General features: G+C 71.0%; 25 protein-coding genes and 1 rRNA gene. 11 read left to right on the top strand and 15 right to left on the bottom strand.

What is annotated here, in order from left to right; translation table 11 throughout:
* Window positions 1-213 precede the first annotated feature (213 nt).
* Window positions 214-330: ribosomal RNA gene (gene rrf / locus SYV04_RS28265) — 5S ribosomal RNA — on the top strand.
* A 247-nt stretch (window positions 331-577) separates the two neighbouring features.
* Entirely contained in the window at window positions 578-937 is a 360-nt protein-coding gene (locus SYV04_RS28260) for a hypothetical protein (RefSeq protein ID WP_321549042.1), read from the top strand.
* Window positions 938-940: 3 nt separating this feature from the next.
* Here the strand turns inward: SYV04_RS28260 and SYV04_RS28255 are convergent, their stop codons facing one another.
* A complete protein-coding gene (locus SYV04_RS28255; protein WP_321549041.1) occupies window positions 941-1,141 on the bottom strand; it encodes a SlyX family protein in 201 nt (66 codons plus the stop codon).
* Window positions 1,142-1,192: 51 nt separating this feature from the next.
* On the opposite strand from SYV04_RS28255, the gene SYV04_RS28250 reads away from it, so the two are divergent.
* Window positions 1,193-1,489, top strand: a complete 297-nt coding sequence (locus SYV04_RS28250) for a hypothetical protein (RefSeq protein WP_321549040.1) — start codon at window positions 1,193-1,195, stop codon at window positions 1,487-1,489.
* 9 nt (window positions 1,490-1,498) lie between these two features.
* Here SYV04_RS28250 and SYV04_RS28245 read toward each other — a convergent pair whose 3' ends face one another.
* The 3 genes from SYV04_RS28245 to SYV04_RS28235 all read right to left on the bottom strand — a co-directional run bounded on the left by SYV04_RS28245 (window position 1,499) and on the right by SYV04_RS28235 (window position 3,344).
* Window positions 1,499-2,479, bottom strand: coding sequence for a tetratricopeptide repeat protein (locus SYV04_RS28245; protein ID WP_321549039.1), 981 nt, complete (start codon window positions 2,477-2,479; stop codon window positions 1,499-1,501).
* A gap of 10 nt (window positions 2,480-2,489) precedes the next feature.
* Window positions 2,490-2,837 (bottom strand): hypothetical protein, encoded by a 348-nt coding sequence (locus SYV04_RS28240; protein WP_321549038.1) that lies wholly within the window; start codon window positions 2,835-2,837, stop codon window positions 2,490-2,492.
* An 84-nt stretch (window positions 2,838-2,921) separates the two neighbouring features.
* Window positions 2,922-3,344, bottom strand: coding sequence for a hypothetical protein (locus tag SYV04_RS28235; protein WP_321549037.1), 423 nt, complete (start codon window positions 3,342-3,344; stop codon window positions 2,922-2,924).
* A 202-nt stretch (window positions 3,345-3,546) separates the two neighbouring features.
* Between SYV04_RS28235 and SYV04_RS28230 the strand changes: the two genes are divergently transcribed.
* Window positions 3,547-3,729: a hypothetical protein gene (locus SYV04_RS28230; RefSeq protein ID WP_321549036.1), complete on the top strand. Its 183-nt coding sequence runs from the start codon at window positions 3,547-3,549 to the stop codon at window positions 3,727-3,729.
* Between the two features lie 51 nt (window positions 3,730-3,780).
* Here SYV04_RS28230 and SYV04_RS28225 read toward each other — a convergent pair whose 3' ends face one another.
* The 4 genes from SYV04_RS28225 to SYV04_RS28210 form a co-directional block, all read right to left on the bottom strand.
* On the bottom strand, window positions 3,781-4,608 hold the full coding sequence (locus SYV04_RS28225) for a hypothetical protein (protein ID WP_321549035.1): 828 nt from the start codon (window positions 4,606-4,608) through the stop codon (window positions 3,781-3,783).
* Complete coding sequence (locus SYV04_RS28220; protein WP_321549034.1) at window positions 4,605-5,384, bottom strand: hypothetical protein; 780 nt, start codon at window positions 5,382-5,384, stop codon at window positions 4,605-4,607. Before SYV04_RS28220 ends, SYV04_RS28225 begins: the two co-directional genes overlap by 4 nt.
* Window positions 5,381-7,573 (bottom strand): TonB-dependent receptor, encoded by a 2,193-nt coding sequence (locus SYV04_RS28215; RefSeq protein WP_321549033.1) that lies wholly within the window; start codon window positions 7,571-7,573, stop codon window positions 5,381-5,383. Before SYV04_RS28215 ends, SYV04_RS28220 begins: the two co-directional genes overlap by 4 nt.
* A 155-nt stretch (window positions 7,574-7,728) precedes the next feature.
* Entirely contained in the window at window positions 7,729-8,118 is a 390-nt protein-coding gene (locus SYV04_RS28210) for a hypothetical protein (RefSeq protein ID WP_321549032.1), read from the bottom strand.
* Window positions 8,119-8,325: 207 nt separating this feature from the next.
* Between SYV04_RS28210 and glpD the strand changes: the two genes are divergently transcribed.
* Complete coding sequence (gene glpD / locus SYV04_RS28205; protein ID WP_321549031.1) at window positions 8,326-10,026, top strand: glycerol-3-phosphate dehydrogenase; 1,701 nt, start codon at window positions 8,326-8,328, stop codon at window positions 10,024-10,026.
* 208 nt (window positions 10,027-10,234) lie between these two features.
* Window positions 10,235-12,007 carry a S8 family serine peptidase gene (locus SYV04_RS28200; protein WP_321549030.1) on the top strand — a complete coding sequence of 591 codons (1,773 nt, stop codon included), beginning with the start codon at window positions 10,235-10,237 and terminating at the stop codon, window positions 12,005-12,007.
* A 22-nt stretch (window positions 12,008-12,029) separates the two neighbouring features.
* Here the strand turns inward: SYV04_RS28200 and SYV04_RS28195 are convergent, their stop codons facing one another.
* Together SYV04_RS28195 and SYV04_RS28190 are read right to left on the bottom strand one after the other, a co-directional pair.
* Window positions 12,030-12,560: a zf-HC2 domain-containing protein gene (locus tag SYV04_RS28195; protein ID WP_321549029.1), complete on the bottom strand. Its 531-nt coding sequence runs from the start codon at window positions 12,558-12,560 to the stop codon at window positions 12,030-12,032.
* Window positions 12,557-13,192: an RNA polymerase sigma factor gene (locus SYV04_RS28190; RefSeq protein ID WP_321549028.1), complete on the bottom strand. Its 636-nt coding sequence runs from the start codon at window positions 13,190-13,192 to the stop codon at window positions 12,557-12,559. The genes SYV04_RS28195 and SYV04_RS28190 overlap by 4 nt, the downstream gene beginning before the upstream one ends.
* Window positions 13,193-13,389: 197 nt before the next feature.
* Here SYV04_RS28190 and SYV04_RS28185 point away from each other — a divergent pair, with 197 nt between their 5' ends.
* Together SYV04_RS28185 and SYV04_RS28180 are read left to right on the top strand one after the other, a co-directional pair.
* Complete coding sequence (locus SYV04_RS28185; protein WP_321549027.1) at window positions 13,390-13,785, top strand: hypothetical protein; 396 nt, start codon at window positions 13,390-13,392, stop codon at window positions 13,783-13,785.
* A gap of 90 nt (window positions 13,786-13,875) precedes the next feature.
* Window positions 13,876-14,574, top strand: a complete 699-nt coding sequence (locus SYV04_RS28180) for a hypothetical protein (protein ID WP_321549026.1) — start codon at window positions 13,876-13,878, stop codon at window positions 14,572-14,574.
* A gap of 103 nt (window positions 14,575-14,677) precedes the next feature.
* Here SYV04_RS28180 and SYV04_RS28175 read toward each other — a convergent pair whose 3' ends face one another.
* The 3 genes from SYV04_RS28175 to SYV04_RS28165 all read right to left on the bottom strand — a co-directional run bounded on the left by SYV04_RS28175 (window position 14,678) and on the right by SYV04_RS28165 (window position 16,336).
* Window positions 14,678-15,298, bottom strand: coding sequence for a CDP-alcohol phosphatidyltransferase family protein (locus tag SYV04_RS28175; protein WP_321549025.1), 621 nt, complete (start codon window positions 15,296-15,298; stop codon window positions 14,678-14,680).
* Between the two features lie 109 nt (window positions 15,299-15,407).
* Window positions 15,408-15,713 (bottom strand): hypothetical protein, encoded by a 306-nt coding sequence (locus SYV04_RS28170; protein ID WP_321549024.1) that lies wholly within the window; start codon window positions 15,711-15,713, stop codon window positions 15,408-15,410.
* Between the two features lie 8 nt (window positions 15,714-15,721).
* Complete coding sequence (locus SYV04_RS28165) at window positions 15,722-16,336, bottom strand: PRC-barrel domain-containing protein (protein ID WP_321549023.1); 615 nt, start codon at window positions 16,334-16,336, stop codon at window positions 15,722-15,724.
* A gap of 213 nt (window positions 16,337-16,549) precedes the next feature.
* On the opposite strand from SYV04_RS28165, the gene SYV04_RS28160 reads away from it, so the two are divergent.
* Window positions 16,550-17,554 carry an NADP-dependent oxidoreductase gene (locus SYV04_RS28160; protein WP_321549022.1) on the top strand — a complete coding sequence of 335 codons (1,005 nt, stop codon included), beginning with the start codon at window positions 16,550-16,552 and terminating at the stop codon, window positions 17,552-17,554.
* Between the two features lie 7 nt (window positions 17,555-17,561).
* On the opposite strand, the gene SYV04_RS28155 is transcribed toward SYV04_RS28160, so the two are convergent.
* Window positions 17,562-18,203: a hypothetical protein gene (locus SYV04_RS28155; protein ID WP_321549021.1), complete on the bottom strand. Its 642-nt coding sequence runs from the start codon at window positions 18,201-18,203 to the stop codon at window positions 17,562-17,564.
* 110 nt (window positions 18,204-18,313) lie between these two features.
* Between SYV04_RS28155 and agmC the strand changes: the two genes are divergently transcribed.
* Together agmC and cheB are read left to right on the top strand one after the other, a co-directional pair.
* A complete protein-coding gene (gene agmC, locus SYV04_RS28150; protein WP_321549020.1) occupies window positions 18,314-20,275 on the top strand; it encodes an adventurous gliding motility protein AgmC in 1,962 nt (653 codons plus the stop codon).
* A gap of 3 nt (window positions 20,276-20,278) precedes the next feature.
* Window positions 20,279-21,319: a chemotaxis-specific protein-glutamate methyltransferase CheB gene (gene cheB, locus SYV04_RS28145; protein WP_321549019.1), complete on the top strand. Its 1,041-nt coding sequence runs from the start codon at window positions 20,279-20,281 to the stop codon at window positions 21,317-21,319.
* 14 nt (window positions 21,320-21,333) lie between these two features.
* Here the strand turns inward: cheB and SYV04_RS28140 are convergent, their stop codons facing one another.
* Window positions 21,334-21,531 (bottom strand): hypothetical protein, encoded by a 198-nt coding sequence (locus tag SYV04_RS28140; RefSeq protein ID WP_321549018.1) that lies wholly within the window; start codon window positions 21,529-21,531, stop codon window positions 21,334-21,336.
* Between the last annotated feature and the right edge of the window lie 130 nt (window positions 21,532-21,661).

The following is a 21,661-nucleotide window of genomic DNA, read 5'->3' as shown; positions in this document are numbered from 1 at the left end:
CGTGGTAACACGTTGAGCTAACCGGTACTAATTGCTCGTGCGGCTTACTTTATCCTCATCTCTTGCACGCTCCCCGTATTCCTACGGGGGAGTAAGGGATTCGAGGCCAAGATCGAGGCCCGGCGCATTGCGCTGGCCCGGAAGAGTCACGGCACAACTTCTCTTCTCAGCAGCAAATCCTTTCTGCCTTCGTATGTCTCTTGTCACAATTTTTCCGGTGGCTATGTCGGAGGGGTCACACCCGTTCCCATCCCGAACACGGAAGTTAAGCCCTCCAGAGCCGATGGTACTCCGCGGGAAACCGCGTGGGAGAGTAGGTCGCTGCCGGATTTTTTTCTTGCGCCCCTGGCGCCCTTCATTGGGCCCCAGGGGCGTTTTTTTTTATCCATACGGTTCGTGTCAGCGTTTGCACAGCTGGCGCGCAACAGTTTGTGGTCAGTGACTCCTGGGCCTGATTGAGTGCGGCTCCCTCTCGCATCCCAGGAGCCATCGAATGAATCTGTTTCGTCCTTGTGCTGGTGGTGCCCTCGCGCTCGCTCTCTGGCTGGCCCCGAGTCCCGCTGAAGCTGCTTCCAACTTGCGGCTCGGGCTTGGCGCCGACTACTGGCTGACGGAGAGCGCTACCTTCCAGTTCACCCTTGGTGTCGAGACCCACCTGGCGGGGCCGCTCTACATTGGTGGCAGGTTTGGCGCATTGCTTGTCACCACGCCCAACACGCTCGGCGTGCCCATCGACCTGGTGCTGCGCGCCAACCTCACCCGGCGTGTCTACATCGAGGGCCTCGTCGGACCGTGGATCCTCTTCGAGGGAGACACGTTCCGCGCCCATGGAGCCTTTGGTTTTGGCATCCAGGGAAGCTCGCTCAGCTTTGGCGTTGAGGTGGGCTACCTCTCTCCGGAGCCCACGCTGGGATTGCGGCTCGGCTACCGGTTCTGAGCCTTAGTAGTGCGGTGGACGCTCCTGTTGGCGGGCGTCCACCAGCCCCGGCTCCCCCTCGAGCTTGCGCTTGAGCAGCTCCACTTCCGCTTTCAGCGCATCCAGCGTTCGCTGCTGTGTGTACAGCGCGTCGCTGAGCTGCTGCAGCAGCTCGGACTGCTGCATGTACCGGAGTTCCAGCTCGATGAGTCGCGACTCGTCCATATCCCCCGGGATACCTCATCCCGGGTTGCCTCGTCCCGGGCGCTGCTCGTCATGAAGACCCTCGAACATATTCAGCGCGCCAGGGAGCTGCTCTCCCGCGGGCAGGAAGAGCTCGCCGAGTCCGCGCTCAGTGATGCCATCGACTCCGCCGTGGCCGAGGAGAGCCTCGTTCTGCTCACCCAGGCACGTCTGGCGCTCGGGGAGCTGATGTTCGGGCAGGGCCGCTCCGAGGAGGCGTTGCCCTTTCTCCAGGCGGTGGTCCGGACGGAGATCGCCGATGGCTCCGTGGACCTCGAGGTCAAACGCGCCGCTCAGCTCCTTCGCCACATGCGTGGCATCGAGCCTTGAGTCTCGGCGTCAGGGGCTCATGCGGCAGGCGCTCTGGATGAGCTCGCGCCGGTCTTGGAAGCGCCGCTCCAGGTCCATCTTCGTCACCCGCGCCGCGTCCAGCTGGCCCGCCTTCACCTGCATCGCACAGAGCGCCGCCAGCGAACGTGGATTCGAGACGTCCAGCCGGTCCGCCGTTCGCAGCTCCTCCTCCGCTCCGTCCATGTCTCCCAGCCGGAAGTGCGCCACCCCCAGGTGGTAGTGCGCCACCGGCGATTGCGGCGACTCTCCCACCGCCTTGGCGAAGAGGCGCCTCGCCTCGACATCCCGCCCCGCGCGCAGCTGCGCCTGGCCGAGCTCCAGCAAGAGGGACACGGGAGAGAGCTTCGGGCTCAGGGCCTGCACCACCGCCACCGCTTCGCCGTGCCGTCCCACCTCGCCCAACAGGCGCGCGTAGCGGAGTTCGATCTCCGTCTGTCCGGGCGCCTTGCTCCGAGCGCGGGTCACTGCTTCCAGCGCCGCTGCCGTATCTCCGTCGTTCTCTCGGAGGTCCGCCCACAGCAGGTCCGGACGCGCGTCACTCGGGGCCATTCGCACCGCCCGCTCGAAGGACTCCTGGACACAGCGCTCCATGCGCTCCACCCGGCAGATTCGTGCCCGGAGGAGCTGGGTCTCCACCGCGCCCGGCTCGCGCCGCTCCGCCTCCTCCACCAGCTCACGCGCCTCCGCTGGGGCCTCCTCCAACAGCAGCTCGGCCGCCTCGCGCAGCTCCGCCCCCGTGGCTTTCGGGTGTTCCTTCAAGGGCGCCAGCAGGCGCACCCGGCTCTGCATGTTCGGCGTTGCTCGCGCGATCGCCAGCTCCTGCTCCGGCATGTTGCGCGGTAGGAAGAGCGGCACCAGGTGGATCAGCAGGGCGACCGCACACACTCCCAGCGTGCTGCGAAACGCCTGGCTCCACCGCCGCCGCACGGGCTTGGCTCCTGCCTCGTGGCTCTGGGGGGCCGTCTCCACCTGCATCCTCTCAGGGTACCGCCCGCAGGCGCGGTGTGGCGGTGGAGGGGAGTTCCAGCCCGCAGCTCCAGCACAGCTCGAAGTTGCCCGGGTTGTCCTCTCGGCAGCGCGGGCAGCGCACCTCCCGGTTCGCCGCCTCCCGGTTCTCCTCCAGCTCCGCCACGAGCTGTCGCGCCGCCTCCACCTCGTGCGGCCACAGCCACAGCTCCACCCAGGTCTCCGTGCTCGGAATCTCTCCGCCCAGTGGCGCCAGGGATTCCCCACGCACATGCACCGAGAGCCCCGCTGCCTCCAGCGCTCCCGCCAGCAGTCGTGCCTCGCCCACTGTCCGGTGGACTCCGAACCGAACCCGCTCCATCTTCTCTGTCTGTCACGCCCTCGGTTGCCTCGCAACTGGGCTGCTCGCGCCCGCTCGGAGGCGGACGCGGCAGTGGACGGGCGGTTACTCCTCCACGCGCAGCATGTGGGGCAGCACCGCGTGCGCGTGTCTGGGCGCCTTCACGTGCAGTTCGGACGTGAGCAGGGAGTCCAGCTCCGCCAGGAGTTCATCGTAGGGGGAGCCCGCCCCCTTCGCCGGCAGTCGCCTTGCCGCCAGGCGCACTCGAGGCGCTTCCTCGTCCTCGAAGGCCAGGCTCACCGCCAGTCCGTCCGGCCCTCCTGCCTCGGGTTCCACCACCGCGGGCGCGGGCTGGCTCGCCGCCTCCTCCATCAGGGGCAGCAGGCGGGAGACCTCCGCTGGAGTCAGCTCTCGCTCGATGATTTCCTCGCCTTGCTCCAGCACCCGAAGGTGGCGCAGCCCCTCCACACGCACCGCCTGCGCACCCGTGTTCGTCCGACCGCTCCGTTCGTAGGTCACCGTTCGCACCCGGGACACCTCCTCTCGTGAGCTATTCACTCGCGGGCAGGTCGGCAGCAGGCTGCCCGCACTCCCGCCGCACTTGGCCCGCCTCGTCGTCTGGAGACCGGGCAGGCGTCCGCTGGCTGGCGGGTCTCCGGCCGAGCGCTTCCTCCAGAGCAGGCGTGCATAGGTTTGGAGTTGGCTCAACCCCACACCAAAGGAGAACGCCATGCCGAAGCAGACACGCAGTCCCGAGGATCAACGCGCGGATGTGAAGAACCCCAACAATGAGGACTTCAAGACCGACCAGGACCATCGGTCCCAGCAGCTCAATCCCCAGGACCCCCTCTACACCCATGCTCCTGGCCGCGAGGCTTCCGGGGGCTCGTCCGATCAAAATCAGAAGAAGTAGCGCGCACCGCGAGGGGACTTCTGTTCTTTGAAGTCCCCCGCAGCGCCGGGGTCAGCGCGCCTTAGGCGAGCACTCGCCCTCGCCTCGGTAGTGGCCCACCGTTCGGACCAGCGAGCTCACGAAGTCCCGCAGGTTCCGCACGTTCGAGGCGCCTCCGGTGCCGTACGTGCCGCGCGGCAGCGTCGTCAGGTCCACCGTGGCCAGTTCCTGCAACGTCACCTCGCCGTCGGGCCCCGCGATTCCCAGCCCGTCCGCTTGCGCGATGGCATCGAAGCGCATCTTCGCCTCCGGCGATTGCAGGTCGTCGAAGAACAGGTGGTCTCCGTGCATCGTCAGCTGCACCACCTCCTCGCCTCCGCTCGGTACCGTTACCCCTTCGCCGATATCCGGGCTCTCGCAGTGCTCGTAGAGCGTGTTGTGCGTAAAGCCCCACGCGAAGCGCTTCGTGTCGCTCCCCTTCGTCCCCGTCCCCTCCACGTACACCGAGAAGCCGCCCGTCTTCATCCGGGCCACGTCCTCCTCCGACGCGTTGCCCGCCGTCGCCTCCGCCGAGGGCGCGATGGCGTAGCTCACCTCGTCCCAGTCCTCCGCCGCCAGACCCGTGAAGCGCACTACCTCCACCGGCCCCGCGCGATGCACGTCGTACACCTTGGCTGACGTCGAAGACGCCGCCACCTCGTTCTCGTGGTTGGCCACCTTCAGCTCGCCCAGCACCACCAGGAACTTCGTGTAACGCACGCTCCAGCCGTCCTCGAACTCCGTGGCGGGCATTTCCTTCTCGATGAAGTCCTCCCCGTACGTCGTGAACACCACGTCTCCCGTTCCACTGCTGCACGCCGTCAGGCCCAGCAGCGCCGCTGCCTTCATCCATCCCTTCATTGCGTTGCTCCTTCCTTCCACGTCACCGTGTATGCGCTCGTGTCCTCCACGCCGCGCTCCCAGGCGTTCTGTGCCTGGCTGTCGGCCGGGAACGGCCGAACCTCCTCCGCGTTCGGCGCACCCACCGTCCCGAAGTCGATGCGGCCCAGCCACTTCGCCAGGTCCACCGTGATGCGCACGCGCCCCGGCTCCAGCTCCAGCTCTCGCTCGAAGCGAATCCCTTCGATGGGCTTGCTCAGGTCCACCGTCGCCTCGAAGCGCACCTGGCGGCCGTCCGTGTGCGTGGCGCTCCCGCGCAGCCGCACCGCGTGTCCCTGGAGCTTGCCTTCCGCGTCGCTCGCGCTCGTCGCTCGCGACAGCGTCAGCTCCATCGAGCCGTAGGAGCCCGTTACCGCGCTTGCTTCGCCCAGCACCGTGGGCTCCGTCGCCAGCAGGTCCACCGTCTTCGGGGTCAGCAGCTCTCCCAGCGCGTCTCCCGCCACGTAGTGCCCGGGGTGCGCCCAGGCCGTGCCGCCGATCAAGGCGTACCAGTCGAAGCGCGGCCGCCGCTCCGAGAGCAGCACCCTCCCCTCGAAGAAGCGCACCGGCCCCACCGAGACGTGCAGGGACTCCGGCGTCACCGTCCAGCCCCACTCGTTCGCTCCAGTCATCGGCTGCGCCGCGACCTCCACCGGGAACGTTCGCCGCTGCTGTCCCGTGCCACAGGCGCAGAGCAGCGCCAGGGACAGCGCCAGCACGCATTGCCTCCGCGTGCTCGAAGAGAGGATGGGTTTCATAGGTGGACCTCCAGGGTGAGCGAGGCCGTTCTCGGTGGCCCCGCGGTGAAATGTCTCGCGGGCAGCAGGCTCGCCGGCGCCTCCGGGTCGAAGCGCGAGCCGTAGACGAACTCCCCGTCGCGCCAGCGCGTGTTCAGGAGGTTCTTCACTTCCAGCCGCAGCCCCAGTGCTCCCCACCGTGCTCCCGCTTGAGCGTCGGCGAGGAACACCGTGCTCCCGTATTCATCGAAGGGCAGTGGGCGCGGGCCGATCAGCGTCAGCCCCGTGCCCGCCGACAGCTCCGTTTCGCTTCCCCACAGCCGCAGCGTTCGCTCCCAGCCCACGTCGGCTCGCGCCACCAGCGGCGCGAAGTAGGGCAAGAGCGTGTTCGTCTCCCGCACCCGCGCGTGCGCCACCGTCGCGCTCAGCGCCGCCGTGACTTCCCTCCACGGGCGCGCTTGCAGCGCCGCCGAGAGGCCCGCGCGCACCGTCCGTCCCGTGAACACCGTGGTTCCCGCCGCGTGGTCGAAGAAGAAGTCGTCATCCACCGCCGAGCCGAAGAGGCTCGCTTGCAGCGCCAGTTGCTCCCCGTCTCGCCTCGCGCCCAGCTCCGCGCCTCGCACCGACACGAAGGGGGCCCGTTCGCCCTCCGCCAGGCTGCGCGCTTGCGGCGAGCGGAAGCCGTCCCCGTAGCTCGCGAACAGGCGCCAGCGCTCCGTCAGCGTGAGTTCCAGCCCCGCCTTCGCGCCCAGGTGGACCCCGAACGCGCTGCGTGAGTAGCCCTGCCCGTCGTAGTAGCGCGGATCTCGGAACGCCAACGCGTCGAAGATCTCCACCCCCAGCGCGTCCGCTCTCCCGCCCAGCAGAAGCTTCCAGGCTCCGAGCGGTAGCTGCGCCTCCGCGTATCCCCATATGTCTGTTTGCACGAAGCGCGCGTCCACCTCGTCCGCGTAGAAGGTGCCGTCCGTCTCCCGGTAGCGCCGCTGTGTCTGGTTCGCCCCGTCCCGCTTCGCTCCCAGCCCGAGTTCCAGTGGAAGCTCTCTGCTGAAGATCTGGAGGCGGCGTCGGTGCTCCGCTCGCGCTCCCAACGTCAGCGTGTCGTGCGTCTGCTCCAGCCCGTCTCCCCGTGCGTCCGTCCGGAACCCCGTGAAGTTGTTTCGCAGCCGGAGGTCCGTCACCAGGCCGAAGACCTCGAGCGTCGTGCGGCTCGTTCCGCTCCTCGGCAGCTCCACCCCCAGTAGCAGCTGGTGCCGCGCCGCCGAGCCTCCCTGCCGCGCCAGCGGCGCCGCGTAGAAGTCCTGCCGGCCCGCCAGCCAGTCGTCCTCGCGCACCACTCCCGGCGTGTCGAAGCGCGTCGTGTAGCTGCCTGCCAGCGCTCGCACGCGCACCCGGCCCGCCACCGTGTCCGCCTCCGCCGTCGCTTGGGCCAGCAGCGAGGCCCGCCCGGCGCTCCGCCTCGGTCCGAAGCCTCGGCTCTCGCCCAGTTCCACCGCCGCGAACGTCTCCGCGTCCTCGCCCGGGCGCACCGCCACCACCACCCGCCGCTGCCCGTACTGCCCCAGCGTGCCCGCGAGGTGTACCCCCGGCTCCTCCAGCCCCAGCTCCAGCCGCACCGTCCCCGCTACCGCGAAGTCTCCCTGGAAGGCGCGGTAGGAGCCCTCCGTCACCCGCAGCTCCCGCACCACCTCGGGGATGATGAAGTTCAAGTCCGCGTACCCCAGCGCGTGGATGTGGCTCACCTCGTTCACCGGCAGCCCGCCCACGTTCAGCTCCACGTCCTGCCCGTGCAGCGCGTCGAAGCCCCTCAGGAAGAGCTGGTGCGCCTTGCCCTCCCCGCCGTGCTGCGAGGCCACCAGCCCCGGTACCAGGCGCAGCAGGTCCACCGCCCCCGTGCGCGGCGCCAGCTCGAGCAGCTCTCGGTCCAAGGTGACTTCCGCCGCGCTCTGGGCCGGGCGCGAGGCTCGCACCGTGGTGCTCGCCGCGGGAGGCACTGGCGATTCCGGTGGCTCCCGCGACTCAGGGGCTGGCGCGGGTGACGCTGGCGCCTCCTCGGGCGTGGGGGATGAACCTGCCTCCTCCGGGACAAGGGTGGGGGCTTCGGCCGCCGGTGGGGCCTCGGTGCTCAGAGAAGGAACGTCTTGCCGCACCTCTTCCCCCTCCACGACGGCGAGGGAGAGGACGGCGCAGAACAACCCGTACATCGCGGACATGAATGCAGCCGTCACTCCAGGGCACGACTTCGTGGCTCATGCGCCCGGTTCCTCCCGGCGCACGTCACCCACGGCCGCTGCCCTGGCATCTCGGGAAACGCCTCGCGCTCCCGCTGCTCGCGGGCACGCACTTGCAGGTCTAGGATGTGCTCGCCCTAGGGGCCTTGCGGCATCGCCGTCAGCCGCGCCGGCGCGCCCGGCCTTCTCAAGGGCCCGTGGAACACTTTCGCGGGCAGCCGCACCCACCGCACCACCGGCGCCAGCACCGCCGCGCTCCACACCGCCACTGCTTGCAGGTGCTCCACCGAGCCCAGGGGGTGGTGGTGCCCTGCGCCCTGCTCCCGCGAGTCCTTCGCGGGACCGTGCTCATGGCCCGGTGGGTCCTCGCCGTGCGGGTGCGCGTGCCCGTGCGGTTGCTCCGACGTGCCATGCGCGTGCCCCCCGTGCTCCACCACCGCGTGGACCACCGGCCCCACCACGAGCCCGTACACCAGGACCATCAGGCCCAGGCATGCCAGGTCTTGGCGATCTCGGGGGTCCCTCAAGGAGGCACGTTCCACGGAAAAGGGGTCAGCGGCACCTCCCTAGCCGCCTCCCCAGGGACATGCAAGGCGCTCGTTCCCTCCCTTCCCCCCTCGGGCTGCCCGCGGATGGACGCCCTCCCCACCTCCAAGGCCCTCTCCTGTCCCCCGTTTGACGCGCTGCGTGCGCATTCTCTGCCCGCCCCGTGGCCCCGCCGTTACACTCCGGCCGTGCGCAACGAATCCGTGGCTCTCATACGCACTCCTTCCGAGCAGCAGCCTCCGCCTCCGCCCGCGCCCCGCGCCGAGCGGCTGCGCGCCCTGGCCGCCGAGCCGTTCGATCTGTTGATCATCGGCGGCGGTGTCGCCGGCGCCGGTGCCGCCCGTGACGCCGCCCTGCGCGGCCTGCGCGTGGCCCTCGTGGAGCGCGAGGACTTCGCCAGCGGTACTTCCAGCCGCTCCTCCCGCCTCATCCACGGTGGTGTGCGCTACCTGGAGCATGGCCACCTGGGCCTCGTCTTCGAGTCCAGCATCGAGCGCATGCGCCTGCTGCGGCTCGCGCCCCACCTCGTGCGGCCCCTGGCCTTCACCTGGCCCGTCTACAAGGGCGCCCGAATCCCCCGCTGGAAGCTCAACGCCGGCCTCATGCTCTATGACGCCCTGGCCCTCTTCCGGAACGTGAAGAGCCACCAGAGCCTCAGCATCCGCCAGGTGCTCGCGGCGGAGCCCCTCGTGCTCTCCGAGGGCCTCACCGGCGGCGCCCGCTACTACGACGCGGCCACCGACGACGCGCGCCTCACCTTCGCCAACGCCCTGGGCGCCTCCGAGGCCGGCGCCGTCGTCCTCAACCACGCCTCCGTGCGCCAGCTCCTCCTCGAGGAGGGCAAGGCCGTGGGCGCCCTCGTCGTGGACCACCTCTCCGGTCAGGAGGTGGCCGTGCGTGCCCGCGCCCTCGTCAACGCCACCGGGCCGTGGAGTGACGAGATTCGCAAGCTGGACTCCCACTCCAACCGCGAGGCCCCCGCCGTGCGCGGCAGCAAGGGCGTCCACATCTCCGTGCCCCGCGAGCGCATCGGCAACAACGAGGCCCTCACGCTCCTGTCCCCCAAGGACGGGCGTGTCATGTTCGTGCTCCCCGCCGGCACCCACGCCATCATCGGCACCACCGAGAGCGCCACCCGCGCCCACCCCGCCGAGGTGCGCGCCAGCGAGACGGATGTGGAGTACCTGCTCGCCTCCGCCAACGCCTTCTTCCCCCAGGCCCACCTCACCCGCGCCGATGTCGTCAGCGCCTGGGCCGGCATCCGCCCCCTCGTGGCCAAGGGCTACGGCGGCGCCGGAGATGCCGGCAGCGCCAGCCGCGAGCACGCCATCGACGTGAGCCCCTCCGGCGTCATCGCCATCAGCGGCGGCAAGCTCACCACCTACCGCGTCATGGCCCGCGACGTCGTCAACGCCGTGGAGCGCCAGCTCGGCCTCGCCCGTCGCAAGGCGCCCACCGACACGCTGCCCCTGCCCGGTGGCGACATGCGCTCCCTGGCGGCCGAGATGGAGTCCGCCAGGGCCATCACCGGCAATGCGGATGTGGCTCACCACCTCGTGCGTGCCTATGGCAGCCGCTGGCCCCAGGTGTGGCGCCTCGCCGCCGAGGACGCCGCCCTCGCTCAGCCTCTCGCCGAAGGGCTGCCCTACCTGCGCGCCGAGGCCGCGTATGGCGTCTCCCACGAGCTCGTCCACACCCTGGCGGATCTCCTCATCCGCCGCCTCAAGGTGGCCTTCGAGACCCGGGACCTGGGCCTCGCCGCGGCTCGTGTCGCCGCCGAAGTCATGGCCCCCCGGCTGGGCTGGGATGCCGAGGAGACGCGCCGCCAGCTCGAGGCCTACGCCCGCCACGCCGTGCGCCTGTTCGGCGTCGACCCGGCCGACAGCTGACAGCCTCGCCCGCCAACCGTTCGCGGCCTCACGTGGGCCCTGTGAACCCTGCGTGTACGTGGCTGTACGCTTTGGTCCCCAGGCAAGCGGTCGTCCGGGCACGTGCTTAGAATCGGCAGCGGGGAACGCGGTTGAACGTCCGCCCGTTCACTCCGGCTGGCACGGGGCCGGGAAGGTCCACCCCCAAGCGGTGCGAAAGAGAGTGACTATGAAGCGTTGGGTCTGGCTGGGGCTTGTTGTCGGATTGGTGGCCTGCGACGAAGTCGAGCAGCAGGACTGCACGGACACGAGCGTGAGTGACAGCGCTCTGCCCAAGGTCGGCTTCTCCTCGCGCGCCAGCAGCCTGGAGGCCGAGGAGCCCGCGTCCCTGGATGGCCGGCAGCCCGTCCTCATCCGCTACCGGCGCACCTTGTCGGCCGCCTCCGCCACGCAGGCCGCGGTCGACGCGGTCCAGCGCACGGGCGGCAAGGTGACGACGCGCTGGAATCGCCTGTCCGCCGTCGCCGCGCGAGTGACTCCCGAGGAGCGCGCCAAGCTGGCGCGTGACCCGAACGTGCTCTCCATCGAGCCGGACCGCCCCGTGCGCGCCTTCACCCGCCAGGCCGCTCCCATCCTCAGCGGCAGCGCGAGCGAGTACACCGAGGGGCTGAAGATGGTGCAGGCCCCCGCCGTGTGGGACGCCGATGGTGACGGCAATCTCGACGCCAGCGCCCCCATCGGCACCAACATCAAGGTGTGTGTCATCGACAGCGGTTGGGACAACCGTCACCCGGAGCTGCAGGCCGCCTACGGTGGCGGCAGGGACTTCGTGGAGGACGATGACGAGCCGCTCGACTACGACTCGGGGACGCAGCAGTGGGGCGGCGGCCATGGCACCCACACCGCGGCCACCATCGCCGCGCAGCTGGGCTCGCTGGGCACGGTGAACCCGCACGAGGACTCCAACGGCGTGGTGGGCGTGGCCCCCGGCGTGGAGCTGCTCGTGGCCCGCGTGCTCAACGTGCGCGGCAACGGCAACACCGCGGACATCATCTCCGCGCTCGAGTGGTGCCGTGAGAAGGGCGCCAAGATTGCCTCGCTGTCGCTGGGGGCTCCCGACGCCAGCGCCACCGAGGAGGCCGCCTTCGAGGAGGCGCTCGCCAATGGCCTGCTGGCCATCGCCGCCACCGGCAACAGCGGCGAAGATCCGAACGTCACCGGCGTGGCCTACCCGGCCGGCTATCCCAGCGTGGTCGCCGTGGGCGCGGTGGACGTCCAGAAGAAGCACGGCAGCTTCTCGCAGCGAGGGCCCGAGGTGTCCCTGGTGGCCCCCGGCGTGGACGTGCTCTCGGCGGTGATCGTCGGCGCCGAGGCCTACTCCCTCGTGGAGACCGATGGCCGTGAGTTCGAGTCGAACTCGCTCGCCTTCGCGCCCGCGGGCTCCTACAAAGGCAAGCTGCTGACGTGCGGCATCGGCGACTCGCGCAGCGCCTGCGGTCAGGAGGCCACCTGCAAGGGCTTCGTCGCCTACGTGGACCGGGGCGGAGTGGATGCCGAGGGCAATGGACTCACCTTCGCCAAGAAGGTGGACTTCATGCGCCGCGCCGGCGCCCGCGCCGTCATCATCGGCAACAATGACCCGGATGATGGGGTGGGCAGCTTCACCCTCGGCACCGCTGGGGAGTGGGTGCCCACCGCCTCCGTCTCCTTCGCCGATGGCTCGGCCCTCAAGGCGATGGCGGGCAAGAGCACCGAGGTGAAGCTGTCCGGTGTGGACTACGTGCGCCTGACGGGCACCTCCATGGCCACCCCGCACGTGGCCGGCGTGGCCGCGCTCGTGTGGAGCGCGCGTCCCTCGCTCACCCCGCCACAGGTGCGCAAGCTGCTCGAGGACTCCGCCGAGGACCTGGGCACCCCGGGGCGTGACGAGCTCCATGGGTTTGGCCTGGTTCGGGCCAAGAATGCCCTGGAGGCGCTCGGTTCGCTGCCGACCACGCCGTGAGGCGCGGCGCCGGGAGCCCTGCTCAGTAGGTGGGCAGGGCGGGCGAGGCGATGAGGCAGGCGCCGAAGCGGTCCTCGAGCGCCGCCACCGCCTCGCCGCTCGGGTCCACGCAGGCCAGCACCGGACCCGAGGCGAGCACCACCTCTTGCGAGGACCACACCTCGTCCACCGAGGGCACCGGCCGCATCGGCGTCACGCCGAAGACGAAGAAGGCCACGGCCGCCGCGGCTCCCATCACCATTTTTCCGCCGTGTGCCCACTCGCCTCGACGGGCGAGGGCGCGGCGGACCCGGCTCTCCTTTATAGGAGCGGGGGGCACGGTGGGGCTCGGTGCGGCCAGCCGGGCCTGCAGGGCGGAGAAGTCCAGCGCGGGGCGGGCCGGCGTGCGGCGCGCGCGCTGAGTCATCCACCCACGCTCCAGCTTCAGCCACGACAGGGCGTGCTGGCACGCGGCACACCCATCCACGTGCGCGCGCACCCGCTCGGCCTCCGCCGGGGACAGCTCCTCGGACAGCAGCGCATCCAACTCCAGCTCTCGGCACGCCAGGCTCATGAGCGACCTCCGACGTAGCCGGAAAGCTGTTCGCGCAGCTGCAGCCGCGCGCGGTGGATCTCGTTCTTCACCTTGGGCAGCGACCAGCCCATCACCTGTGCGATCTCCTCGTACGGCAGCCCGTGGTCGATGCGCAGCAGCAGCGCCGAGCGCCGCTCCTCGCGCAGCGTGCCCAGGGCCTGGTTCAGCACCGCCTCCGTCTCGCGGTCCAGCAGCATGTCCTCGGGCGTGGGCGTGGGCAGCACCGCCTCCACCAGCCCCTCGCCGTCCTCCCCGTCCACATCCACATGCACGCCCCGCGAGCGTCGCGCCTCCAGGAACACCAGGCGCGCGATGCCCAGCAGCCACGAGGCCAGTCGGTCCTCGTCCTTGAGCGTCGTGAGCCGCCCGTGGGCGCGCACGAACGTCTCCTGCGTGGCCTCGTCCGCGGCGGACTCGTCCCGGAACGAGTCCCGGAGGAAGCGCCACACCGCCGGGCTGTGGCGCTCGAAGAGGGTGCGGAAGGCGGCCGGGTCTCCCAGTCGCGCCCGGCGCACCAGCATGCGCTCCCCGTTCCCGGCCTCGGCGGGCACAGCGTCTCTGGCGGGCAGGATTCGCAAGGCGAGCAGAGGAGCCACGAGCCTCAGTGACATGGGGCGGCCGGCGGTTTCAGGGCTCCCTTCCTTTTTTCGGGTCCGCCGGGTGCTGACAGCGTGCCCCAATCGCGCAGGAAGGGGAACCCACTCGCTCCCACCCCCGTGGGGCCAGGGGTGAAGGGAGGGGTGGGTGTCATGCCCGGGTTCCTTCCGCCGACCTGCCCCCACCTTTGAGGGAGAGCCAGGAGCGAGTCATGAAGAAGGAGTTCGTGGTGGCGGGCATGCTCGGGGTGTTGGCCGCGCCCGACGTCCGGGCGGAGGAGGCGCGGCAGCAGCCCGCCGAGCAGGCACGTGTTCCCGAGGAGGCCTCCAGGTCGCCGCGGGCTGGAGGGGCGGCGAGCGAGGACGCCATTCTGGGCACGGTGCGGTCCTTCGGGCAGGGCCGGCTGCTGATGGTGGATCCGTCGGGTCGCCTCTTCGAGTTCGGCGTGGATCAGCGCACGCAGCTCATCGGCCAGGGCGGAGTGGCCGGGGCGCTGCGGGCCTTGGAAGAGGGAGCGGCGGTGCGCGCCGTGGCCGAGGAGGGCGTGGATGAGCCCCGGCTGCGCAGCCTGGAGGTCTTCCAGCCGCCGTCGGCACCCGAGCGCTGAGCTCGGACAGCAGGGGAGCACCGGCGCGCGGGCGGCCATTGCCCGGCAACGTCCAGCAGCCAACCTTGAGTGACAAGGGAGGCGCGGCACATGCAGAAGGTCACGTGGACAGCGCTGGGCGTGGTGGGGCTGTCGTTGCTCCTGTGCGGGCAGGGGGAGACGACCCAGAGTCCCTCGGACACGGTGGAGCGGGACGCGACGGACACGCGGGTGCAGGGAACGCAGCCCGGAGATGCGCGCGTGGGGGTCCCGGAGAGCGCTCCACCGGTGGGGATGACGGAGGGCACGGGAGGCGGAGGGGCAGCCGGGGCGACGGGCGCCGGCTCGGTGGAGAGCCAGCGCCTCGTGCTGGAGCTCCAGTCGGAGGTGGCGCGGCTCCGCCAGGAACTGGCCCAGGTTCGCGCGGAGCTGGCGAACGCCACGGCGTCCACGGGGGTGGGGGGCTCCGGGCAGGCCGGGGGGGCCAGTCAGGACACGGGTACGGGTGGCAGCACGGCCACGGCACCTCGTGGCGGCGCGTCCACGGGCACGACGGATCCAGGCCAGGCCATCGTGAACGCGATCTACACCGGCACGGTGCGCTCGGTGTCCAACGGGCGGCTCGAGTTGCTGGACGAAGAGGGCCAGGCCTTCACGGTGGAGATGGGCCAGGGCACCCGTGTGTATCGAGATGGTCAGCGCATCACGGCCCGGCAGCTCACACGCGGCACGCGCGTGCGCGCCACGGTGGATCTGCTCGCCGGCCATAACCAGGCAACGGAGATCATCGCCCTGCCGACCCCACGCTGAGGGCGGACGCGCAGGGCCGGAGCGCCTGCTCCGGAGGGAGGCTGCGCGAACCTGTCTGATGTCCGACAAGTTGGGCAGGAGCGCCGCCGGGACGGCCCCGCTGTCAGGCCCGGAGCTGGACCCGGGCTCGAAACACGGCGCGGGTGTAGTCCACCACGGCCGCGACGGCGAGCACGCCCACGACCGCCACGAGCGCGGGGACCGCTACGGGCAGCAGCAGCGCCGCCAGCAATGTCACCGTCTGCAGACTGGTGGTGGCCTTGCCGAGCATCCGCGCCTTGAACTCCACCAGGCGGAAGGAGGGCATCAGCTTCGCGACCAGGTAGCCGATCGCGGTCATCACGTCGCGCAGCAGCAGCACGCACACCTGGAGGGGCGTCAGCAGTCCATCCAGCAGCAGGGCGAAGATGGCGGCGACGGCGAAGCCACGGTCCCCCACCGGGTCGAGCAGCGCACCGAGGCGCGTGGTGAGCCTGGCGTGGCGGGCGATCCACCCATCGAGCACATCCGTGAGGCCCGACAGGACGATGAGCCCCGCGCGCAACAGTGCGTCGGACGTCATGAGGAAGACGGCTGCGAGCACCAGTCGGGACAGCGACAGCGTGTGCAGGAGCGCCAGCCGCACCTTTCGAGAGAGCAGGGGCGAGCGCTGAGGGGCCTCGGGAGGAGGGGCCATGCTCCGGGCGGCGAACTCAGAAGGGCTGAGGAGGGGCTCTCGGCGCATGGTGTGGCTTCCAGGCTCTGCCCATGAAGATAAGGCGCCGATTCCTGCCGGCAGAGGACGGTCGCCGCCTCGGCCACTCGGAGTCGTGGCAGCCCGCTGCTCGCTGCGCCTACAAGGTCTCGGCGCCGAGCGCTCGCACCAGCAGTGCCTCTTGTCGGAAGCGCCGCTCGAGCTCCGCGCGGTAGCCCTTCCACCATGCCCGATCGAGGGCGTCGCTCATCACCTCGAAGAGCACCACCTCGTCATGCGTCGTCTCGCCCTCCTCCTTCCACGCCCCCGAGGCGGGGGACTGGAGAAAGGCGGTGACGCCACCAAACCGCTCGATGAGCTCCGCGCGGACCCGCTCGAAGTCCGCGCGGAGAAAGGGCCGTCCCTCGTTGTCCCGGAGCGGCAGCAGGAACTGGATGAGGTACATGCCAGACGTCAGTAGCGCGTGGGCGGCTCGGTGTCGGGGCCTCCCGTCCGCGGCGCCTTCCGCTCCTCGTTCTCCTCGTCCACGCTCAGCGGATCCCACCCTGGGCCCGCGGCGCGGCGCTCCGACATCGCCGGCTCATGCGGCGGAGGAGGGATGAAGGGCCGCTCCGAGCGCGGCGGCGACGGCGTCGTGGGCCTCAGGTCGGACAGCTCGTCGTCGTCTTGGAAGTGCGCGCTGTCCATGCGCGCCTGGGTGAAGGCGTCCGGCGCGAGCGAGTGGCCCCCCTCGCTCGCCGGGCGCAGGTCGTACTGGCCATGGTCCTGGAACTTGGCGCTGTCCATGCGCGCCTGGGTGAGGTCCGTCGGGCCCAGCCCCAGCCCCTGCCCGCCGCCGTCGGCGTCCAGCGTGTCCAGGCGGCGCAGGGCGTCGTAGTCCCGGATCAGCACGATGTCGTCGCCTCGCACCGTGGAGATGTCACTCAGAGGGACCTCGAAGTCCCGAAGGAAGAACTGGCCCTTCTCGACGACGATGGCGCCCGGCGTCACGTCGATGACGCGACCCACCTGCACCCCGTCGTAGCTGGTGACGGCCATGCCTCTTCGAATGTTCGTGCGCTGATACATCGCTCGCTCCTTCGCCCGCTCAGGTCCATGGCCAGGGCGAGGACCGGCGGCCCTGGCGCGTCCACCTCGAAAGATGGGGACGAGGGCAGGCAGCGACATCGGGAATAGCCCTCGACACCTCGCGTTCCCATGGTCGCCAACCAGGCGTTCGACTAAGCCCCGCGCATGTCCGCTCCGTTACCGCGTACCCTCCTCGGGAGGGTCCTGTCCTCCGTGCTCGGCCTCTGGCTCGCTGGCTGCTCGGCCGCCCTGCCTGAGAGCCTCGCGCCTCCGGCTCCCGAGCGCATGAAGGCCGTGCGCATCCACGCGTACGGAGGCCTCGACGTCCTTCGCTACGAGGACGCTCCCCGCCCGAGCCCTCGCCCGGACGAGGTGCTCATCCGTGTGCATGCCGCCGGCGTCAACCCGGTGGATGTGGCCGTGCGGCAGGGGTACATGCGCAGCGTCCTCTGGAACACGCTGCCGCTCACGCTCGGCTGGGATGTGGCGGGCGTCGTCGAGCAGGTCGGCTCCCAGGTGGGCCGCTTCAAGCCGGGGGATGCCGTGTTCGCCTACGCGGATCCGCGGCGCGATGGCGCGTTCGCCGAGTACATCGCCCTGCCCGAGCGGGTAGTGGCCCTCAAGCCCCAGACTCTCGACTTCGTGCAGGCGGCCGCGGTGCCGCTCACCGCGCTGACGTCATGGCAGGCCCTGGTGCAGCGGGCGGAGCTCTCCGCCGGGCAGACCGTCCTCATCCACGGTGGCTCGGGAGGCGTCGGGACGATGGCCGTCCAGCTCGCCAAGGCACGGGGAGCGAAGGTCATCGCCACCGGCTCCGCGCACAACCTCGACTACCTGAAGTCGCTGGGCGCCGATGAGGTCATCGACTATCGCGCCACGCGCTTCGAGGACGTGGTGAAGGATGTGGATGTCGTGCTGGATCCCATCGCCGGAGAGACGCAGGAGCGCTCCTGGCAGGTGCTCAAGAAGGGCGGCATCCTCGTCTCCCTGCTGAACCCGTCCGTGGTCGAGCGGGCCAAGGCCCATGGCGTTCGGGGCGCGTGGTTCATCACCGAGCCCAGCGCGGAGCAGCTCACCGAGCTGGGCCGGCTCATCGACGCGGGCCAGCTTCGCCCCGTCGTCAGCGAGGTGCTCTCGCTGCGGGACATCCGCCGCGCGCAGGAGCTCATCCAGAGCAAGCACACGCGCGGGAAGATCGTCCTGCGCATCACCGAGTGAGCGGCGCTCACGCCCCCTGCGAGAGGAAGCGGAAGTGCTCGGGCTCGCGCTGGCACCGGAAAAGGTAGCCCCGGCCGTTGTCGCCGAACTCCAGGCCGAAGGGCATGGCCGAGAGCTGCGCCACGAAGCGGGCCGGCTCTCCGCAGCAGGTGGGCACCGCGTCGCCGTTGAGCCACACCGCCACGCCGCCCACCTTGCTCTCGGGTGCCTCCTCCTGTGCCCGGTCGAGCGCCTTGAGCTGCTCGCGCGTGGCCTCGTTCACGTCGAGGGAGAGCGTGGCCGTGTCCTCCTCGGCGGGCGCGAAGCCCAGGCTCCAGGGGTGGTAGGCCAGCCCCGTGAAGCGCGCGCCTTCGAGCTGGGGAGGGCCGGCGCGCACGGGCACCGCCGCGTTGGCGCCATCATCGGGCATGGAGCGGTAGCAGACGGTGTCCGGGTTCTCGCACTGGAACACGTACACGGCCGCGGAAGGGGACAGGTCCACCTTGCCCGGCACGTGCGGGAGCTGGAAGAGGAAGCGCATCGGCGTGCCGCACATGGCGCACGCCGGCCAGCGCAAGGTGCCTACGGGCTCGGGTTCGCCGCCCACCTTCGCGAGCGGCACCCCCGCACCCCCAGGAACCAGCGCCCAGAGCGGAGCGGTGGAAGGCATGGGCGGCCAGTCTAGGGGGCCGCGGGCCGCCGCGCGAGGCTCGTGGCGCTCAGGAAAAGCGGGGGGTGGGGGTTGTGTGCTCCCTCCATGCTCCGGCCAGAATGGGAGCGATGCGGCATCTCCGCTCACTCCTGGGTCTCGGGTTGCTCCTGGCCTCCACCGCCTCGCGCGCGGAGGTGGATGTCTTCGGGCTCGGCAATGGACAGCATGGAGCCCTGCGCGTCCAACGGATGGACACCATCATCAATGAGGCCACCGCGCTCACGGCCAAGGCCAGCGCGGGCGCCACCGCGCTCACCGTGGCCAGCGAGAGTGGCTTCGCCGCCGGAGAGCTCGTCCTCGTGCTCCAGGTTTATGCCGAGGGCCCCGCGCCGACGGAGGTCCCCTCCGGGCCCCTCTCGCTGAGCACCACGGGCGCCGGACGCTGGGAGTTCGCGCGCCTGGAGTCCGTGGCCTCCGGCAGCCTGCGCCTCACCGCGCCGCTCGTCGGTACCTTCAACACCCCCGGCGCCCAGGTGGTGCGCGTGCCCGAGTACTCCAGCGTGCATGTCCAGCCCGGCGCCTCGCTCATGGCGACTTCGTGGAATGGCATCCAGGGCGGAGTGCTCGCCTTCCTCTCCACCGGCTCCGTGCTCAACCAGGGCGACATCACCGTCGAGGGCGCGGGCTTCCGGGGCGGACCGTTCGCCACCGTCAGCTCCCGGTTCACCGGCTGCGAGGAGCCCAACCAGTCCGAGGAAACCGGAGGCGCCCACAAGGGCGGAGGCATCTTCCGCATCGCCACGGGCGCATTCACCCATGGCTACGCGGCCCTGGGGAACGCCGGCGGTGGCGGCAACTGCCAGGACGCCGGCGGCGGCGGCGGCGGTCACGGCGGCGCGGGGGGACAGGGCGGCTACAGCACGGATGGGGCGCGCGACGTGGGAGGCCGGGGCGGCCAGGCGCTGCGCTACGAGCCCCTGTCTCGGATGATGTTCGGCGGCGGGGGCGGCGCGGGCGCGGGCAACGCCAGTGGGCAGGCCGGCTCGGGAGGCACGGCCGGTGGGCCCGGCGGCGGTATCCTTTATATGCGGGCACGAAGCTTCCAGGGCAGCCAGGGCCGCGTCCTCGCCAACGGCCGGTCCTCGACGGCGGCCGGCAATGACGGGGCGGGAGGCGGCGGAGCGGGAGGCCATATCACCCTGCGCGTGGAGGGGCGGCTGGACTGCGCCAGCCTCCAGGCCCATGGCGGCAACGGCGGCGACAGCGAGGACGCCCAAGCCCATGGGCCTGGCGGCGGCGGTGGGGGCGGGGTGGTGCTCGTGCAGGCGGAGACGCTCGCGTGTACCGCCACGGCGCTCCCGGGCAGCGCGGGGACGGCCGAGGGCGCGGCGGGAGGCACCTATGGCGCCACACCTCCCAGCACCACGCAGCCCGAGAACCAGGGCGCGACGACGACGCTGAACGAGGCCTTCGGAGCGCCGGAAGCGCCCCTCTGGCTCCTGCCCGCCCAGGGCGAGCGGACAACCCCTCGGCCGCGGCTCGAGGGCACGGCGCGGGCGGGCAGCACGGTGAGCCTCTTCCTCGAGGGTGCGCTGCTCGGCAGCGTGCAGGCCTCTGAGTCCGGCGCCTTCGCCTTCCTGCCCGCGCAGGACCTGGCCGAGGGGCCCCACGAGGTGCGCGCGGTGGCCGACCGGCTGGGCGTGCGCGGGGCGCTCTCCGAGCCGCGCGCCTTCACCGTGGGCGCGCCCCTGGCCCAGGCGCTGGAGGTGGGCTGTGGCTGCGGCGCGGCGTCCTCCGCCGGAGGCCCGTGGCTGGCGGCCCTGGGGGCCCTGCTGTGGGCCTCGGCGCGGCGGGGCCGGGCTCGCCGGGCGCTCGGCTGCCCCGGCTGGACGGCGTTCACTCGCGGACGCCGGGGACCCCCCTCCCTGGCCCCGCTTCCTGCCCCCGTGGTGTCATCCCCCCTCATGCGGGGCAACCCACGGCGCTGGCCAGAGCAGGGCAACCTGTCGTACACCTGCCATGTCAGGCCATCTCGCGGCCTCGAGGACTCCCGAACGGCCTCGGGCGCTCCAGCAAAGCAGGGGGAGTAACGCGTGGCCCGGCTGCGCATCCTCATCGTCGAAGACTCGGTGATGGTCCGGCGCCGTCTGGCGGATGTGTTCGCCGACGACCCCTCCTTCACCGTGGTCGGTGAGGCGGGCGATGGCGAGCGGGGCTTCGAGCTGTGTCAGCGCCTGCGGCCGGATGTGGTGACGCTGGACCTCATGCTGCCGGGCATCAACGGCGTCGAGGTCACCAAGCGCATCATGGCCCACTGCCCCACCCCCATCGTCATCTTCTCCGGGGTGGAGAACCGCACCATGGGCCTGCACCTGCTGGACGCGCTGAGCGCCGGCGCGGTGGACGCGGTGGAGAAGCCCACCCGCTTCGCCACCGAGGAGTGGACCGGAGAGCTGCTCACGCGCGTGAAGCTCGCGGCCCGTCCGCCCACGGTGCCGCCCACGCCCACCAAGGCCATCACCGAAGCGGCGATGCGCCCCCGGGCCGCGCGCATGGTGGCCATCGGCGCCTCCACCGGGGGCCCCGCCGCGGTGAAGGACATCCTCCAGCGCCTGCCGCCCGACTTCCCCCTGCCCATGCTGCTGGTGATGCACCTGTCCGAGAAGTTCGAGGCCTCCATGGTGGACTGGCTGGGCAAGAGCAGCACCATCCCCGTGCGCCACGCGGTGGACGGGGAGCCGATTCCCCCCTCGGGCCGCCCCGTGCTGCTGATGGCTCGGGCCAACAAGCACCTCGTGCTGCGCGAGGGGCGGCTGCGGCTGGTGGACGGACCGGAGCGGCACTCCAGCCGGCCCTCGGTGGACGTGCTCTTCGAGTCAGTGGCCAAGGAGCTGGGCCCTCGGGCCATCGGCTGCCTGCTCACGGGGATGGGGAAGGACGGCGCCGAGGGGCTGGGCGCCATGCAGCGCGCCGGGGCGATGACGCTGGCGCAGGACGAGGCGAGCTCCGTCGTGTTCGGCATGCCCCGCGAGGCCATCCGCCTGGGGGCCGTGCGTCACGTGCTGGCGCTCAAGGACATCCCCGCGTGGCTGGACGGCTTCGCCCGCCAGCGCATCGAGACGGGGCACGCCTGAGCTGAGCCCGCGGCTCAGGCGTAGACCGAGTCTTCTTCCACCGAGCCTTCCAGGCGTCGGTTGAGCTGCTCCAGGCGGGAATAACGCTCGCGCAGCATGTCCCGGTAGGCGCGTTGGTCCGCGTGGGCAATCTCCTCCAGCAGGGTGCGCAGGGTGCTCTCCAGCGCCTGCTTGAGGTCTCGTGCCTCGGGGGCAGACAGTTCCAGCAGCATGGTGGACCCTCCTGGCTTCAACGTAGCCATCGCCCCGCTCACCCGGGTGGGGCGGGAGCGCGGGGCTCGTCTGTCGGCAGGCTGGGCCCCAGGCGGGAGGAGTCCCTGCCCCGTTGGCAACAGGCCGGGC

It is taken from the genome of Hyalangium ruber, from assembly GCF_034259325.1.
In the GTDB taxonomy this organism is placed as follows: Bacteria; Myxococcota; Myxococcia; order Myxococcales; family Myxococcaceae; genus Hyalangium_A; species Hyalangium_A rubrum.
This window is presented reverse-complemented; position numbering and strand designations above follow the sequence as displayed.